Origin of the sequence: Roseobacter sp. HKCCD6576-2 (assembly GCF_013179285.1) — a bacterium.
Classification (GTDB): domain Bacteria; phylum Pseudomonadota; class Alphaproteobacteria; order Rhodobacterales; family Rhodobacteraceae; genus Rhodophyticola; species Rhodophyticola oceani.
In genome coordinates this window covers 337,341-353,834 of the sequence record NZ_WVNW01000004.1, presented here as the reverse complement: position 1 = coordinate 353,834, position 16,494 = coordinate 337,341, and the positions used below count along the sequence as shown (strand labels likewise).

The window sequence follows — 16,494 nt, the reverse complement described above, 5'->3', positions numbered from 1 at the left end:
TGATCAATCGCAACAACTCTCACAAAAACAGCGCCTTACGCTCACCAGCCTGTGAGAAACGTGACAGAAATCTAAGGATTGCAGGCCGATCTGACGCAAAAGCGGGAAACCGCGATTCGAATGTTTGAGTTAGATCGCGTTAGCGGGCGATTTCGACAAACCCGCGCTCGGCCCGGCCAGCGGCATCAATCACCGTCAATTCGACAAAGCCGGGTGTCTTTGCACCCAGGTCGACCTGTCTATCAAACACGCCCGTTGCGACAGGTCGTCCATTCCAGAGCCAGGTGAAGGGCGGTGTTCCCCGATCGACGCGCGCCAAGAGCGGCAGGTCGGGCGAGGCCGCCAGAACCGCGCCATCGGGCGGAAACGCGATCTCTGGCGCGTCGGTATCCCCACGGCCTCCGCCTTGCGGCTGGAACCGGCGAAGCGGCAGGGGCAGTTCCGCGTGCGAGATGGTGAGCGCCCCCACAGGCGGCGGCGCGAGCGGCACCAGATCAGGGCCAAGCCGCGCGAACGCTTCAAAGAGCAGCGGCGCGGCGACCTCCGCCCCGAAAGCGCCCGGCACCGACGCGCCATCGGCGCGGCCAAGCCAGACGCCCACCACATGCCGCCCATCAAATCCAAACGCCCAAGCATCGCGGTGCCCATAGCTTGTGCCGGTCTTATAGGCGAGCCGATTGCGCGGCGCGTTCGCCGGCGGCGCAACGCCCGAGAGGATATCGCCCAGATACCACGCGGCCGTTTCCGAGAGCACACGGGTGCGGGCCCCGGCATTCTCTTCGGTGCGGACGCGCAAAGGCATCGCCTCCCCACCCCGCGCGATCATCGCATAAAGCTGCATCAGATCTTCCATCCGCGTGCCAAGGCCGCCCAGGCCAATCGCCAAGCCAGGCGCACCGTCCGGAAGCTCCGCCTGCATCCCGGCGCGGTCCATACGGGTCAGCATCTCGGCCGGACCCATCTCATCCAGCAGGCTCACAACAGGAATGTTCAGCGAGGCTTGCAGAGCGCGGCGGACACTCAGCTCGCCACGAAAGACATTGTCGAAATTCTGCGGCGCATAGCGGCCGAACCGGACAGGCCGGTCCTCGATCATGCTTTCAGGATGGATCAGCCCGGCCTCAAAGCCCAGCCCGTAGATCAATGGCTTCAAAGTGGAGCCCGGCGAGCGCAGAGCTTGCGTCATATCGACAAAACCCTGCCGCGCATCATCAGCAAAATCCGCCGCCCCGACGGAGGCGCGCAGCGTGCCGGTTTGGTGATCCAACACCATGATCGCGGCGGTGAGCCGTGCGTCGCGCCCCGCCATAGCTTGGCCAGCCAAGACTTCCATCTGCGCTTGCAGCCCTGCATCAAGTGTCAGGGTATGGCGCATGGCAGTGGGTCGCTCTGCAATCATCCGATCCGCCAGATGCGGCGCCAGCGCTGGGAAGTCGCGGCGTTCGGTTGGGATGGGGGCACGGCGGGCCCAGGCAATCTCGCTCTCGCTCAGGCCACCGAACCGGATTGCCCGGTCCAAAACCCGGTCGCGCGCCATACGCGCGGCCTCGGGGAAGCGATCCGGGCGGCGGCTATTGGGTGCTTGCGGGATGGCCACCAGCAAGGCCGATTGTGCGGCGGTCAGGCGGCGCGGTTCGGTGCCGAACCAGGTCAGGCTCGCGGCGCGGATGCCTTCCACATTGCCGCCATAGGGCGCCAGATGCAGATAGAGCGTGAGGATTTCGTCTTTGTTCAGCACCCGTTCCAGCGCAAGCGCCACTCGGATTTGCCGGAGCTTGCCCTCCCAGGCCCCTGTGCCGCTATCCTCCAACAGCCGCGCGACTTGCATTGTCAGGGTTGAGCCGCCCGACACGATGCGCCCGTTCCGCAGCGCCTGCCACCCGGCGCGGGCAAAGGCCCGGAGGTCAATGCCGGGATGGGTCCAGAACCGGCGATCCTCATAGGTCACCAGCATCTCGATGAAGCTCGGATCGACCTCCGCCAAGCTGACCGGCAACCGCCAGCGCCCATCTTCCACCGTATAGGCGCGGAGAAGCGTGCCTTCCTGATCGACCACCTCCACCCCGGTCGCCAGAACCAAGGGCGGCAGGTCGGTTGCTTCAATCCAAGCATTCAGCCGCGCCAACCCCACGCCTCCGATCAAGAGGAGCAGGGTCAGCGCGATCAGAGGGCCGCGAAACCGCATTCGTTACTCCGTCACCACCAAGCGACCCGAGGCGGTCTGCGCCCGATATTGCGGGCGATACATATCCTCGACACTCGCGGCGGGATGGTGGAAGCCGCCCGGCGTGACGGCGCGGACGATATAGCCCAGGCGGAAACTCCGATCCGTGCGCCAATCGACGGCGGCCAGGAATCGATCTTGCCGGAACTCGGTATGGGTCGCGACGTCATCCAGGTTAAACCCGTCCAGTGCCCGGATATCGCCGCCGCGCAGGAGGTTCGGGTTATCGATCTCGAACCCGGCGGGCAGCGGGTCATTGACCATCAACCGCGCCTCCCGCCCGTCAAACGGGGTCACCGTTAGCAAGGCCACCAGCCGTGTGCCCACCGGAACGTTGGCGGGATCGGCGGGTTGCCCCTCGAGCGTTACATAGCTCCGCGTGATGCGATAGCCGTTGCCGAAGGCCTCGGTCGCACCTTCGGGCACCCCAAAGCGGGTGAAGGTCAGGTCGCGTCGCTCGGCCCCCGCATTGGTGATGGTGCGTGTGGTTGTGTCCCCCGCCCGCAGCACTTCAACCAATGGCCCGGTGACCGGCTGCCCGTCGATCTGCAAGTCCGAGATCGGATCGGCATCGATCAACGCATGGGCGGCAAGAAGGCTCCATGCCGCTTCTTGGGTTGAGACGGTGCGTCCCACCGGAGTGAGCACGCGCGCTAGATCGGGGATTGGCAGCGCATCGGAACCCGAGCCGACCGCAAGCGACAAGAGCCCCGCCGCATCGCGCCGATTGGTGCCGTAATCGCTTCGCCAAATCGCGGCCTCTTGCTGCGGCAGCTCGGCTTGTAGCATGGCGTAACCGGCGCGGAACATCGCATCGGCGCGTGGCTGATCCCCATACATCGCCAGCGCTGCGCCCAATTGGCCAAGCGCCACGGGCGAGCCGAACGCGCCCGCTTTGACATCCGCATAGTAGCGCAGATCACCCATCGAGGCCGTGCCTTCACGCGCCAAGACCATCAAGGCATAGGCCAAATCCTCGCCGCCGTCCTCGAAATCGGGATAGAAGGAGACTTCGTTGCGCAGATTGTCGATCGCCCGGCTGAAGGCCAGATCCGGCACTTGATATCCCTGCGCCCGCGCGCGGGACAGGAAATCGCTGACATAGGCATCCAGCCAGAGATCGCCGGAATAAGCGCCCCAGAGACCGAAGCCGCCATTCTGCGCCTGGTTCACCAAGATCTCATCAATCGCCTGGTTGATCCGCCGATCCAGATCATCCGCCGTGGTCAGCTCCATCGCTTCGGCCACCGAAGAGAGATAGAGCAGCGGCATCGCGCGCGAGGTCACCTGCTCGGTGCAGCCGTAGGGATAGCGGTCCAGCATCTGCAAGAGACCCGGCGCATCGAACCGCGCCAGCGGCCCGGCGGAGATCGTCGCCCGACCCGAACCCGCGCGAAACCCGGTGAAAGCCGTGGCGTCCAAGGTGAAGGTCTCGCCGGGGTTCAAGGCCACAAAGCTGGTCTCGGCCACTTCGGGGTCATTCACCTGCACCGGCAGAGCCAGCGGTTTGGTCAGCACGCTGCCGTCGGGTAGGGTCAGCGCGACGGTGATCTCCTGCAATCCGGTCGCGTTGCCAGCCACGATCGGTACTGGCAGGCGGACCGTCTCGCCTTCGCCCAAGCTCACGCCAAACGGCATCAATCCGACATTAACCCCCGGCGTGGAGGTGAGGCTCAGCCGCATATCGCCGGTTGGCCCTGTGGCATGGGTGATCTCCAGAAGCATCCGCGCCGTGTCTCCAGGCGCCATAAACCGTGGCAAGCTGGCGGTGACCACAACCGGATCACGGACCAACACATCGGCCTCGGCCTGGCCCACGCCGGTTTCCGACCAGGCCAGCGCCATCACCCGCACGGTGCCATTAAAGGATGGAATATCGAATCTAGCCCGCGCCAGCCCATCCGCGCCGACAGTGAGTGGCCCGGAATGGAAGGCCACAAGCGCCTCGGTCGGGGGAGGTGCCTGCATTCGCATGCCCGCCTGCGCGTCGCCGCCAGAGCGCACCCGCCCCTCGGCCCCGGTGCGGCTGTCGATCAAACGCCCGTACACATCGCGGAGCGCCATGCCGAGGCGGCGCTGGCCGAAATAATGCGCCTGTGGATTGGGGCTATCGAAACTTGTGAGGTTCAGGATACCCAGATCGACTGCTGCGATAGAGGCGTAGATCGTGTCGCCCGGCGCGGCGGTCTCCACACGTAGCGCCACGTCCAACGGACCGCGCGGCATCGCTTCCGTTGGCACATCGAGTGCCACCTCCAGCGCCCGGTCGCCCGGGTCCACCGTCGCATGAGCCAGACCCAAGGTGCGGGCCGGCGTCTGCGCGGTGATCTCCGCCACAGGCCGGAGCAGTGTTGCGCTGACATAGGCGCCGCTGCCCCATTCCTCGGTCACTGGCAGGGCGATCTCGGTCGGCGTGTCGCCAAGCTCCACGATCTGCATGTCAATCAACCGGTTCGACATGACCCGGATCAGCGCCGTGCCGCCCTGGCGCGGCACAATCCGCAATTGCGCGGTGTCGCCGGGCTGGTAGCGCTCCGCATCAAGCGAAACCTCCAGCACATCTGGCGTGCCGCCCGCATCGGCGGGCGCATACCAACCGGCGCTGAACCCCGTCGAACTGATCGTATAGGCACCAGAGGCGTTTTCGACGCGCAGCTCATATTCGCCCCAATCGACCGCTTGCGTGATCCGCACCGGGTCACCCCCGAGCGCGGCGTTGCCACTGGCAATCCGGCTTCGTGTCGTCACCGGCTCCCAATTCCAGGCCCCGCCCTGCGAATACCACTGATAGCGGCGTTCGACCCGGTTCAGCGTCCAGTCCACCGGCAGCGCGCCATCGGCATTGACCGCAATCAGATCAAACTGCGCTTCGCCGCCTTCCGGCAAGGTGCCGTCAAACAGGGGACGGATGCCGATCAATGCGCCTTGCGGCTCCAGGCTGCGGGTGATCTGCCGCTCCACCGGGCGGCCTGAGCCTTCGGAGACCCGCACCGTCAGGGTCAGATCGCGCGGATGCGGCGGGCCCTCGACCTCGGGAAGGTCGAGCGTCAGTAAAGCGCTGCCATCGGCATTGGTGACTTGCCGACTGCTCAGCCCTGAGAAACGTGGCTCTGGCGGCTGGTCATAACGGCCAAAGCGATAGCCGGGCCACTCCTCAAGCGTTGAGCGCGCGCGCAGCACCAGCTCGCCTTCCACTGGTAAATCGCCAGCAGGCGCGCCAAAGAGATAGTCGGCTTGCAGCCCCAATTCCGGCACGTCACCTGCCCGGATCGGCCCGTCGGGCAGATCCAGCACCACGTCGATCCGCTCCGGCAGGAAATCCTCCACCAGCAGCGTTGCGGTTGCCAAGGCGGGCGCGTCCGGATCTGCATGAACCGCCAAACGCCAGGTGCCACGCGGGACATTGTTGCCAAGCGGCAATGCGAACACATAGCCGCCCGCCCCGGTCTCATCGATCAGACTGCGGGTGTACTCGACGCCATCCGCCCGGGTCAGGATCGCGGTGAGCGGCAGGCCAGTGATGGCTTGCGCTTGCCCATCGCGGGCCAGTGCCGTCGCGTGGATGGTCTCGCCCGCGCGATAGGCCCCCCGGTCGGTGGTCAGGAACAGGTCGATCGCGCCGGCCGCCTCGCGCCCTTCGACGCCGCGATCGGAGAGGTCGAACTCCGCCTCACGGAGCGACAGAAAGGCATAGTCGTCACTGCCATCGGTCACGGTCACCATGGCCGGCGCCGCCCCGGTGCGGCCAAGCGCCAGCCCGGCGTCGAAAAGGGCATAGCCATCGGCATCGGTGACGGCTTCGCCCAAGACCCGGTTCGATTCCGAGATCAGGCTGACCGTCAGACCGGCGCGGGCGGCTGCATCGCTCAGGCCGCGCACCACCACATGGACGCCATCGGTGCCGCTCATCGCGGACAGGCCCAGATCGCTGACCAAGAACCATTGCGTCGCCGCCGTGGTGTCGCGCGCCGGCAGGTTCGCGGCGCGCGCCTCCAAAGCGTAGAGCCCTGGCCCGAGATCGTTCAGCACATCGCCCATCGGCAACCGGGTCGTCACGTCGCGGTTCAACTCTTGCATCACCTCGCCGCTGCCGTTCCAGACCTCTTCGGCCAGTTCGGTGGTGAAACGGTCGATCTCCCATTCGTTCAGGGGGCGCCCGAAATAATCCTCCTGAAGCGAGCGGACCAAGTTGCGATCTGACACGCGGAACAGACGTAATGTCACTTCATCGGTGTTCACCGCGACAACCGGGATCGCGGCGGCTTCACTGCGGGGCAGGATATAGGCCCGGCCGGGGAATCGCACCGAAGGCGTCCGATCCTGCACATATTGCCGGATCGAAACCGGCGCTTGCAGCACCTCACCCGAGGCAGCGGGCAATCCTGCGCGGAGCATCAGTTCGTACCGTTGGCCATGAGTCACGCCCGTGACGCAAAACTGCCGCTCTTCGGCATCAACGCTGAGGCCAGAGACGGCGGATTGTAGGAAATCGCCATATGACACGCCGCCAAGCGCCAAATCTTCCGAGAAGATGGCGCAAATCCGAGGCTGCGCGGCTTCATTGTCGACCTGCGTTTCGACGACGCGGAAGCCATAAAGCCCGATCGCGCGATCCAGCGCTTGCGCCAGATCCTCCAGCTGTCCTTGCGCCAAGGCCAGACGGAGCGCCGGGATCATGTCGCGTCCACGTCCGCGCCGTTCCAGGGTCTCGGCCAGTGTGTCCAATACGTCCGCAAGAACCGGACCATTCGGCGCGCGGAGCGCCGCATTCACTGCGGCGTTGAGCGCGCCGCTCTCCAGTTGAAATCGCGATTGGCCCTGCTCTTGGCTCAACGCCAGTTGATGGCGCGCATATTCGGCCCAAAGCGCTGGGTCATCGCTCCGTGTGATGGCGGCACCGGTGAATTGCATCGCGCTTTGGATGTTGCCTTGCGCCGCTGCGTTGCGAGCTGCATCGACCAGCTGTTGCGCCGTCCAACTGCCCGCGTAGTGCCGTGTGGCCAAAGTGTTGGCCTGGCCGCGTGCTGCGAGCAGATCGCCCTGACGCAAGAACGACAGCGCCGCGACCCGGCTGTCCAGCCGTGCCAAGACGCCCGCATCGGTGGCGTAAACCTGCGCAGACAGCGCACCTTCATAAGGCTCTTGCGCCAAGACGCCGGATTTTGGGAAGCAGGCATTGGAGCGTTGATTGAAAGTAAAGGCCCCGCAGTTTGGATCGGCCAAACAGGCCGCGTTGCAGGCTTCGAATGTAGTGTCGAATAGCGGTCTCAAATCGCCGCCTGGGAAATCGATATCCCGGGTGATTGCGATGTATCGCTCCGGCACGGCCTCTTGCGCGAAAACCGGCGCGGAGAGAAGAATGCTGATAAGAAGAGCAAAAAACGGGCGCATGACAGCCTCCCAAAGGTCAATAAAAATCCCCTCTATCGTGCCATTCGGCCCGGTTTCTGTCCACGATTCCTCTGGCGCGATACTGCGTCAATCTTGAGCACCCAAAAGAGGTCGCGCGACGACGGGTTTGCTTGAAAGACCACCTCGACCAAAGGTCGTCGCGCCGCAAGCAACTGCTCAAAGTGTCCAATCAGCCAGCCCTGCAGCCAACCGATACTGTCCTGTCTCGATCTCGCGCCGGTTGCGGATCGGGCCATAGCGATACTGATGCGCCACCGGGTGATCTGCCTCCAACACACCCGCCCCGACCAGAAGTTGCGTGATCACCGCTTCGGCGCCGCGAGTCGTGCCGTCTTCGATTTTCACCGCGATGCCCAGCTTTTGCTCTGGCAGGATCGCGATAAACACCGCCTCGGCCCCGGTCTTGACCGAGGCGCGGCCCTCCATCGCGCGCATCAGATTGGTGCAGGCCCGGCCTTCGCCTGCGACCAGATGCGGATACGCCGCCATCGCTCGGGTCAGCCGATGCTGAGCCTGATCTCGGGTATCTCCATCGCCCGTCGCGGCGGCGAAACCGGCCATCGCACGCGCCAAACCCGTCACCGTGCAGGCGAAATTCGGGGCCGAACAGCCATCGATCCCATAGCCGGGGCTCGTTTCACCTGTCGTCTCTTCAAAAGCGGCCTTCACCGCGATCTGCACAGGGTGGTCCAAATCGACATATTCAGGACCTGCCCCCAGGTGTTTGCTGAGCGTCAGAAAGCCGGAATGTTTGCCCGAGCAGTTGTTGTGCTTCTGTCCCGGCTCTTCAAACGCCCGGATGAGCCCATAGCGCGCGTCTCTGTCATTGGGCATTTGTGGGCCACAGCGAAATGCATCTTCCGGCAGGCCCAGATCGTCCAGCCAGGCCTCAACCATCTCCGTATGGACATGTGCGCCTTGATGCGAGGCGCAGGCCAGCGCCAGTTGGGCATCGCTCAACCCGAAAGCCTCCGCCGCGCCGCTTTCGATCAAAGGCAGCGCTTGAATCATCTTGCAGGACGAGCGCGGTAGGATCACCGCATCCGGGTCGCCCCAGGCCGCGACCACATCCCCGCCCGCGTCCCAAATCACTGCATGGCCGCGATGCAAGCTCTCGCAAAACGGCCCGCGCCAGACCTCGACCAATGGCTCCGCATTCGGCATTCTTCCGCTCCTCTTCACATCCCGGCGAATTTCTGCCACCGGGGCTTTCCCCACGCTTGAAAATCAGGTTAATCTGCGCCAGCAGAAAGTGAAATCACCGTTCCATCTCTCAGAGGCAAAAACCCGCAGGATCGGAGCAGAGGCAGAATAGGGCTGGAGGCAGGAAGTAAGATGAAACACTGGGTGTTGGGTGCGTTTGCCGCAACGGCGCTAGGCCTGGCCGCCATCGGGGCCTGGGCGCAGGATACATCGACAAATCGGGTCAATGCCGAGACCGATTGGAGCGTTTTCGTTGAAGACGACCCGACGCAGTGCTGGGTCGTGTCGACGCCAAGCGAAACCGTCAACACACGTGATGGCCGGGTTGTCGCCGTCCGGCGCGGTGAGATTCTGATGTTTGTCAGCTATTGGCCCGCCGAAGAGAAACGTGGCGAGGTGTCGTTTACCGGTGGCTATCCTTTTGCCGAAGGCTCCACCGTTAGCATGCAGATCGGCAGCTCAACCTTTGAGCTTTTCACCGATGGCGAAATGGCTTGGGCCGCATCCGAGCAGGATGATCAGCGGATCGTGACCGCGATGAAGCGCGGCGCCGAGGCGGTGCTGACGGCGCGGTCGTCCCGTGGCACGCAAACGCAGGACACATTCTCGCTTTTGGGCTTCACCGCCGCGGTCGAGGATGCCGAGGCGCGCTGCGGAGGCTGACGCAGAAGGGTTTGCTTTGCGGCGCGCGGGCCTATATGTGACCGCGACACTCCGAGGAAACCGCCCATGACCGCCAGCGCCCCTGTCACGCAGGATGTTCTGACCATTCCGCGTAAATTGCCCGACGGGCCCATCAATCTGGTGGGCCTGACACGTCCGCAATTGCGCGACACGTTGATTGCCCATGGCGCGCCGGAGAAACAGGCGCGGATGCGCGTGGGCCAGATCTGGCAGTGGATCTACCAAAAGGGCATTCGCGACTTCGATGCGATGACCAATCTCAGCAAAGCCTATCGGGCCGAGTTGGCGGAGCGTTTTGTCATCGCTCTGCCTGAAGTCGTCAGCCGTCAGGTTTCCGCCGATGGCACCCGGAAATATCTGGTGCGGATCGCTGGCGGCCATGAGGTCGAGGTTGTCTATATCCCCGAGGAAGATCGCGGGACACTCTGCATTTCCAGCCAGGTCGGTTGCACGCTGACTTGTTCGTTCTGCCACACCGGCACGCAGAAACTGGTGCGCAATCTGACCGCTGGTGAGATCATTGGTCAGGTGATGCTGGCCCGCGACGACCTGGATGAATGGCCGGAGCCCGGTGAAGGGTCCGATGCGAAACCGCGCCTTCTGTCGAACATTGTGCTGATGGGGATGGGTGAGCCGCTCTATAACTTCGAAGGTGTTCGCGATGCGATGAAAATTGCGATGGATCCGGAAGGTATCTCGCTCAGCCGCCGCCGGATCACACTCTCGACCTCCGGCGTTGTGCCAGAGATTGCGCGGACCGCCGAAGAGATCGGCTGTATGCTCGCCGTCAGTTTCCATGCAACCACCGACGAGGTGCGCGACAAGCTGGTGCCGATCAACAAGAAATGGCCGATTGCCGAGTTGCTGGACGCATTGCGGGCCTATCCGAAAGCGTCGAACAGCGAGCGGATTACCTTTGAATATGTCATGTTGAAAGACGTGAATGACAGCGATGAAGACGCCCGCCGTTTGGTCAAGCTGATCCAGGGCATTCCGGCGAAGATCAACCTGATCCCATTCAATGAATGGCCTGGCGCGCCCTATGAGCGCTCCGATTGGCAGCGAATCGAGAAGTTTGCCGATATCGTCTACAAAGCTGGCTATGCCAGTCCGATCCGAACCCCGCGTGGCGAAGACATCATGGCCGCCTGCGGCCAATTGAAATCCGCCACCGAGCGGGCGCGGAAGTCCCGCGCGCAGATTGCGGCGGAAACCGGCCTACCCGGCTAAATCATAGCATAACGGAATAGAAAAAGGCGGCCCAAACGGACCGCCTTTTTACCTAGCACTAACGCTGTGACCGATTAGTCGGCGACAGCAGCAGCGATCAGCAGAAGCGCCAAGATCGGAACGATGATGCCACCAGCAGAGGTCGAAGTGTCCTCAACGATAACAACAGGTTCCAGAACCGGTTCGGCCATGCCGCCTGCGAAAGCGGAGGTGGCGGCAACCGAAATTACGGCGGCGAGAGCGAGTTTCTTCATAGTATCCTCCAAGATACGCCCCTTATGGCGCGGAATTGCGCAGCTATAGGGCACCCAAGACTGTACCTCGTGATCCGGTTTAACCAGCAATGACAGTCGATTGCAATGCTGCGGAAATGCCCGAAACTTCACGAGAGGCGATTTGTCGTCAAATAAGCAACACTTGCGTGCCGCGATTGGTCATGGCGAACAACTCAGCGATATGTTCGTTGTAAAGCCCGATGCAGCCATTCGACGACCGGCGCCCTATTTTGCGCGTATCATGGGTCCCGTGGATCCGATAATAGGTCCAACTGAGATAAAGCGCGTGGGTGCCAAGCGGATTGTCGGGGCCAGGTGGCACATAGTCGGGCCATTCTGGATTGCGTTCCTGCATCGCCGGAGTTGGCCGCCAATCGGGGCCTTCAACCATACGCACGACTTCGGTGCGGCCCCGCCGGGTCAGGTCTTCGGACAGCGGCACAGAGGTCGGGTAAAGCCGATAGGTGCTTTGGTCCTCGCTCCAATAATGCAAGGCGCGTGAGGTGATATCGACCAAGATCGCGCCGTTCCGCGTGTCGCTGAAATAGGGCCGCCAGTCGAGCGTTCGGAAACTCGAGATATTGTGGCGGACGCTTTGTGAGATATCGAGTTCAATCTCGACGGTCTCATTCGCCGATTGTGCCAGGGCAGGCGCCGCCAGACCGGCAGCAGCGGTGCTCAAGAACAGACGGCGGGACAGTTGCGTTGGCTTGTGCATAAACAATCTCCTTCGGGAGGGCACGCCCGATTTCAATGCGCAAATTATGGCGCGGGCGCCGTATCCGCAAATCAAACAATGCTGTGAGCGCGCGAAAATCTGCCAGTTGTGTTTGATTGAGCGCAGGCGGCCCTGTAAGTCTCGGGGTCAAGAAACGGGCTTTGAGACAGGTTTTTGGGTGATGAACAGACGGTTTATGCTTCTCTCAACCGGCGCTTTGGCGCTTTCGGCCTGCGTGTCGAACACATCGCCGCGTTTGGGGCCTGATGGGCGTCCGCTGCCGACAATCTATCGAATCAACCCCAATGATGAGGCGCGTATTCAGTTTCGCGTGCTCGACAGTATCAACTCGTTGCGCTCGGCGGCGGGCGCGCCGCCTTTGCAACTCAATGCCGAGTTGAACGCCTCGGCCGCCACGCATTCGCGGGATATGTCGGTGCAAAACCGGCCATGGCATTTCGGCTCCGACGGCTCGTCGCCGATCGACCGGGCCCGGCGCGTGGGGTATCTCGGCACGGTTCTCGGCGAAAACATTTCGGAGACCTATGAGTCCGAGTTGGAAACCGTCGCCGCCTGGATGCAGCAGCCCGACACGCGCGATGTAATCACCGACCCCACCGCGCGCGACCTGGGTTTTGCGTTCTTTCAGGAGGAGAACGGCAAAATCTGGTGGACCATGGTGACCGGCGATGGGGCCAGCACCGCGCAGAATGTGCCAACACCGATAGCGCAGGCAGCCGCCTTCTAAAACACCGGCTCCTCAGGGAAAGATGTCGATGATGGTGCCGTTATTCACCATCGCGTAAATCTGCCGTATCTCGGCGTTGGTCACCGCGATGCAGCCCCAGGTCCAATCATCCTCACCGCGAAACAGGCGCGGCGTGCCGTGAATGAAGATATCTCCACCGGGCGATTCACCCAATTCTGCCGCCCGGGCGCGGTCTTCGGCATTGGGATAACTGATGCCGATCGACAGATAGAAGTCGCTATTGGGATTGCGCCGGTCGATGTAATATCGCCCCTCGGGCGTTCGCCCATCGCCTTCCACCTCTTTGTGGCCCGTCGGCGCGAACCCAAGCTCAAACTCATAGCTTTCCAGCACCGTTTCATGGTGGAGAAGATACATCTGGCGGCTGCTTTTGTGGACCTCGATCCGGGTCACTTCCGGCCCGTTATAGTCGATAATGCGCGAACAGGCTGCCGTGCCCAGAAGCAGCACGCTCATCAGCACAAAACTCAGAATCCGCATGTGTTGGGTCCGATCCACTGCTCTTGTTGTTGGGCGCATTGATACAGCAACCGCGCTTGCCAAGGAATCGTTAATCGGTGGCCTCCGCCGCCAGGAGCGCCTGAAGCCCAACGCGATAGTTTGGATAGCGCAGGGTCACGCCGAGGTCCTCTTTGATCCGTTTGTTCGATACCCGCTTGCTTTCGGCATAAAAACTGCGGGCCATTGGCGACATCTCGGCCTGATCAATCGGGATCGCTGGCGGTGTCGGCAGGCCCAACAGTTCCGCCGCATAAGCGATCACATCTTCGGGAGGGGCGGCCTCATCATCGCAAAGATTGTAGATCGCGCCTGGATTGGGCCGTGTCATCGAAGCCCAAAGCACCTGCGCGATATCGTCGACATGGATGCGGCTGAACACTTGCCCCGGTTTGATGATCCGCCGCGCCGTCCCGCGCCGAACTTTGGCGAACGGTCCCCGGCCCGGGCCATAAATCCCCGCCAACCGAAAGATATGCAGCGGGGCGCCGGTCTCGGCGGCTAGGTTCTGCCAAGCGGCCTCAGCCGCGACGCGGGCCTTCCCCCGCTCGGTTGAGGGGGTTAGCGGCGTGGCTTCGTCGACCCACCCGCCTTGGTGGTCGCCATAAACGCCGGTGGTCGAGAGATAGCCGATCCAAGCCTTATCACCAGCGACCGCCGAAATCTCGTCCCGCAAAGCTGCCAAAACTGGGTCGCCCTCCGGTCCCGGCCCGGCGGAGATCAGAATATGCGTCGCCCGCGCCAGGTCATCTCGCAGGTCGTCGCCGGGGAATAGGCGGGCGGTAAGGCCATCCGTGCGGAGCGCGTCTGCTTTCTCCGCCTGTCTCGTGGTGCCGATCACCTCCCAGTCCGATGGCAAAAGCCGTGCCAAAGCCTGCGCCGAATAACCATGGCCGAAACTCAACAAAATCATCGCAATTGCTCCACCGCCCATCGGGCCGCATCCGCAACGGCCTCATCTGGGTCATCAATCAGGCTCTGCGCTGCGGATTCGAGCCGTTTTTCGCCGCTATTCCCGATCGCATACAGCACATTGCGGACAAACCGGTCGCGCCCGATCCGCTTGATCGGAGAGCCCGAAAACAGCGCTCGAAATGCGGCGTCATCCAGCCCCACAAGATCCTCCAGAGGCGGAGATTGCAATTCTGGTCGCCCGGCATAGCGCATCTCTCGCGCCTCCACCGCGAACTTGTTCCATGGACAGGCCGCCAGGCAGTCATCGCAGCCATAAATCCGGTTGCCCATCTTGGCCCGCAGTTCCAGATCCACCGGCCCTTTATGCTCGATGGTCAGATAAGAGATGCAGCGCCGCGCATCGAGTTGGAACGGCGCGGGAAATGCTTTGGTCGGGCATATATCCAGACAGGCCGTGCAGGAGCCGCAATGCTCGCCCTCCGGCGTGTCAGGTTCAAACGCCACCGTGGTGAAAATCGCGCCGAGGAAGAACCAGTTTCCCAAATCCCGGCTCAGCAGATTGGTATGCTTACCCTGCCAACCCAGCCCGGCCGCTTCGGCCAGCGGTTTTTCCATCACGGGCGCGGTATCGACAAAGACTTTGATCGCCTCTCCGGGCCGCTGTTCCAAGAGCCAGCGGCCGACCCGTTTCAAACGCTTCTTCACCAGGTCATGATAGTCTCTGTTCTGGGCATAAACACTGATTGTGGCCCGATCTCGCTGCTCAATCGCGGCCAGCGGATCGACCTCTGGCGTATACATCTCGGCGAGCATGATGACGGAACGCGCCTCGGGCCAAAGCGCTGCCGGGTCGCCGCGCCATCCCATACGCTCCTCCATCCAGCCCATCTGCCCATGACGCCCCTCGGCCACATAATCCGCCAACCGCTCAGGGGCCAAAGGAATGGCATCGGGGCGGCAAATCCCAAGTTTTGCAAAGCCAGCCGCGCGGGCCTCGGCCTCGAGTGCCGCGCGCAGATCGCTCAAAAGTCCAGATTGGCGTAGTGGGGCGGCTGGATGAAACCAGACACCTGATCGGCCAGGATCGACCGGAACGCAGGCCGCGATTTGATCTTCGCATACCAGTCTTTGACGATCTCGGACCGGTTCCAATCCACGTCCGAAATGTAATCGAGACAACTCAGATGCGCCGCGGCGGTGAAATCCGCGAGGCTCATCCGATCACCCGCAAGCCAACGGCGATGATCAAGCAGCCAGTTCATGTAGTCGAGATGGAATTTGATCTGCTGCGCCCCGGTTTTCACCGCTTTGCCGTCAGGATAGCCGCCCCGCATGATCTTCTTATTGACCCGCTCATAGACCAGATTGGCCGTCACCTCGCGATGGAACTTGTCGTCAAACCACCCGCAGAGCCGCCGCACCTCGGCGCGGCCCTTGGCCTCGCTCGGCATCAAGGGCGGCGTCGGCACGGTCTCTTCGATGTATTCGCAAATCGCCTGACTGTCCGACAGCATCAGCCCATCAATCTTTAGAACCGGCACTTTTCCGGCGGGGTTCCGGCGCAGAAACTCGGTCGACGGCTCCCAATACCGCTCATCAACCAGTTCCACCTCGATCTTCTTTTCGGCCAAGACCAGGCGAACTTTGCGGCAAAAGGGCGAGAGGGCAAAATGATATAGGCGCGTCATGCTCGGCTCTTCATTCTTGTTCGACCCCTTCTTTGCCTCGCCCAAGCGGCAATTTCAATTCGCAAAGCACGCATCCCGACCATCGGCGCGGATCGTTGCCGCACCATCCAGGATGCTCGCGGCCCGGCGGCGGGTCGCATTGCTTGGGTCTGATGCGGAGCGTGTTTGCGGGCTTGGCAAGATCGCGGCGAGCCGCGCGGCTTGGGTCGGTGTCAGATCTGCGGCAGTAACGCCGAAGTAATGCAGCGCCGCAGCTTCGGCCCCAAACACCCCCTCGTCAAACTCGGCAACGTTCAGGTAAACCTCCAACACCCGGCGCTTGGGCCAGATCAGTTCCATCACCGGGGTGATCGTCGCCTCAAGCGCCTTTCTCAGCCAGGATCGCCCGTGCCAGAGAAAGGTGTTTTTCACCGTTTGCTGGCTGATTGTCGAGGCGCCCCGCGATCCGCCATCGGCAATCGCATCGCGGATCGCGTTCATGTCGAACCCCCAATGCAGACAGAAATTCGCATCTTCTGCAGCCACCACGGCGCGCTGCAAATGCGGCGAGATTTCTTCTATCGGCACCCAATCGCGCTCGATCCCGTTCAGCCGCCAGCCCTCCGAGATCATATAGGGCGTCCGCGGTACCGGCACGACAGCATAGAGCGCAACCCAGACCACGCCCAAGGCGACGAACAGGAGAATCGCCCGCGTGACCCATCGCACGACACGCTGCACAACGCCGCGAAACCACGAGGTCTCGCGTGTCAGGGCTTTGCGCACCGGATCGCGTTTCCGCTTTCGGGATGTTGCTCGTTTTGCCATCTCGCCCGTCATTTGGGTCTTCTTTGGATCAGAAATACCCCCGTTGGCGGCAAAACCAAAGCCCTCCATGT

The 16,494-nt window shown here is 62.4% G+C and carries 13 protein-coding genes; 3 read left to right on the top strand and 10 right to left on the bottom strand.

Annotated features, from left to right (window positions below):
* Positions 1 to 139: 139 nt before the first annotated feature.
* The 3 genes from pbpC to GTF44_RS16515 all read right to left on the bottom strand — a co-directional run bounded on the left by pbpC (position 140) and on the right by GTF44_RS16515 (position 8,800).
* A complete protein-coding gene (gene pbpC, locus GTF44_RS16525) occupies positions 140 to 2,185 on the bottom strand; it encodes a penicillin-binding protein 1C (RefSeq protein ID WP_171559896.1) in 2,046 nt (681 codons plus the stop codon).
* Between the two features lie 3 nt (positions 2,186 to 2,188).
* On the bottom strand, positions 2,189 to 7,615 hold the full coding sequence (locus GTF44_RS16520; RefSeq protein WP_171559897.1) for an alpha-2-macroglobulin family protein: 5,427 nt from the start codon (positions 7,613 to 7,615) through the stop codon (positions 2,189 to 2,191).
* A 177-nt stretch (positions 7,616 to 7,792) separates the two neighbouring features.
* Positions 7,793 to 8,800, bottom strand: coding sequence for an asparaginase (locus tag GTF44_RS16515; RefSeq protein ID WP_171559899.1), 1,008 nt, complete (start codon positions 8,798 to 8,800; stop codon positions 7,793 to 7,795).
* A 171-nt stretch (positions 8,801 to 8,971) separates the two neighbouring features.
* Between GTF44_RS16515 and GTF44_RS16510 the strand changes: the two genes are divergently transcribed.
* Positions 8,972 to 9,502 (top strand): invasion associated locus B family protein, encoded by a 531-nt coding sequence (locus GTF44_RS16510; protein WP_171559901.1) that lies wholly within the window; start codon positions 8,972 to 8,974, stop codon positions 9,500 to 9,502.
* Between the two features lie 66 nt (positions 9,503 to 9,568).
* Positions 9,569 to 10,753, top strand: a complete 1,185-nt coding sequence (gene rlmN, locus GTF44_RS16505) for a 23S rRNA (adenine(2503)-C(2))-methyltransferase RlmN (protein WP_171559902.1) — start codon at positions 9,569 to 9,571, stop codon at positions 10,751 to 10,753.
* Positions 10,754 to 10,827: 74 nt separating this feature from the next.
* Here rlmN and GTF44_RS16500 read toward each other — a convergent pair whose 3' ends face one another.
* Both GTF44_RS16500 and GTF44_RS16495 read right to left on the bottom strand, forming a co-directional pair.
* Positions 10,828 to 11,007 (bottom strand): hypothetical protein, encoded by a 180-nt coding sequence (locus GTF44_RS16500; RefSeq protein WP_145213878.1) that lies wholly within the window; start codon positions 11,005 to 11,007, stop codon positions 10,828 to 10,830.
* Between the two features lie 148 nt (positions 11,008 to 11,155).
* Entirely contained in the window at positions 11,156 to 11,746 is a 591-nt protein-coding gene (locus GTF44_RS16495) for a L,D-transpeptidase (RefSeq protein WP_145213881.1), read from the bottom strand.
* Positions 11,747 to 11,927: 181 nt separating this feature from the next.
* Between GTF44_RS16495 and GTF44_RS16490 the strand changes: the two genes are divergently transcribed.
* Complete coding sequence (locus GTF44_RS16490; RefSeq protein WP_145213884.1) at positions 11,928 to 12,494, top strand: CAP domain-containing protein; 567 nt, start codon at positions 11,928 to 11,930, stop codon at positions 12,492 to 12,494.
* Between the two features lie 12 nt (positions 12,495 to 12,506).
* Here the strand turns inward: GTF44_RS16490 and GTF44_RS16485 are convergent, their stop codons facing one another.
* From GTF44_RS16485 to mtgA, 5 genes are all read right to left on the bottom strand, one after another.
* The gene (locus GTF44_RS16485; protein ID WP_171559904.1) at positions 12,507 to 12,995 is read right to left on the bottom strand and encodes a murein L,D-transpeptidase family protein; all 489 of its coding nucleotides are present in this window, start codon (positions 12,993 to 12,995) and stop codon (positions 12,507 to 12,509) included.
* A 70-nt stretch (positions 12,996 to 13,065) separates the two neighbouring features.
* Complete coding sequence (locus GTF44_RS16480; RefSeq protein WP_171560519.1) at positions 13,066 to 13,932, bottom strand: NAD-dependent epimerase/dehydratase family protein; 867 nt, start codon at positions 13,930 to 13,932, stop codon at positions 13,066 to 13,068.
* Complete coding sequence (gene queG / locus GTF44_RS16475) at positions 13,923 to 14,954, bottom strand: tRNA epoxyqueuosine(34) reductase QueG (protein ID WP_171559905.1); 1,032 nt, start codon at positions 14,952 to 14,954, stop codon at positions 13,923 to 13,925. The genes GTF44_RS16480 and queG overlap by 10 nt, the downstream gene beginning before the upstream one ends.
* A complete protein-coding gene (locus GTF44_RS16470; protein WP_145213896.1) occupies positions 14,951 to 15,616 on the bottom strand; it encodes a glutathione S-transferase family protein in 666 nt (221 codons plus the stop codon). The genes queG and GTF44_RS16470 overlap by 4 nt, the downstream gene beginning before the upstream one ends.
* 54 nt (positions 15,617 to 15,670) lie before the next feature.
* On the bottom strand, positions 15,671 to 16,423 hold the full coding sequence (gene mtgA, locus GTF44_RS16465; RefSeq protein ID WP_171559907.1) for a monofunctional biosynthetic peptidoglycan transglycosylase: 753 nt from the start codon (positions 16,421 to 16,423) through the stop codon (positions 15,671 to 15,673).
* Positions 16,424 to 16,494 lie beyond the last annotated feature (71 nt).

Bases quoted from the DNA above. Each gene is read 5' to 3' on its own strand.
- GTF44_RS16520 (WP_171559897.1), bottom strand. From the start codon at position 7,615: ATGCGCCCGTTTTTTGCTCTTCTTATCAGCATTCTTCTCTCCGCGCCG.
- GTF44_RS16490 (WP_145213884.1), top strand. From the start codon at position 11,928: ATGAACAGACGGTTTATGCTTCTCTCAACCGGCGCTTTGGCGCTTTCG.
- GTF44_RS16500 (WP_145213878.1), bottom strand. From the start codon at position 11,007: ATGAAGAAACTCGCTCTCGCCGCCGTAATTTCGGTTGCCGCCACCTCC.
- rlmN (WP_171559902.1), top strand. From the start codon at position 9,569: ATGACCGCCAGCGCCCCTGTCACGCAGGATGTTCTGACCATTCCGCGT.
- GTF44_RS16510 (WP_171559901.1), top strand. From the start codon at position 8,972: ATGAAACACTGGGTGTTGGGTGCGTTTGCCGCAACGGCGCTAGGCCTG.
- GTF44_RS16485 (WP_171559904.1), bottom strand. From the start codon at position 12,995: ATGCGGATTCTGAGTTTTGTGCTGATGAGCGTGCTGCTTCTGGGCACG.
- GTF44_RS16495 (WP_145213881.1), bottom strand. From the start codon at position 11,746: ATGCACAAGCCAACGCAACTGTCCCGCCGTCTGTTCTTGAGCACCGCT.
- mtgA (WP_171559907.1), bottom strand. From the start codon at position 16,423: ATGGCAAAACGAGCAACATCCCGAAAGCGGAAACGCGATCCGGTGCGC.
- pbpC (WP_171559896.1), bottom strand. From the start codon at position 2,185: ATGCGGTTTCGCGGCCCTCTGATCGCGCTGACCCTGCTCCTCTTGATC.
- GTF44_RS16515 (WP_171559899.1), bottom strand. From the start codon at position 8,800: ATGCCGAATGCGGAGCCATTGGTCGAGGTCTGGCGCGGGCCGTTTTGC.
- GTF44_RS16470 (WP_145213896.1), bottom strand. From the start codon at position 15,616: ATGACGCGCCTATATCATTTTGCCCTCTCGCCCTTTTGCCGCAAAGTT.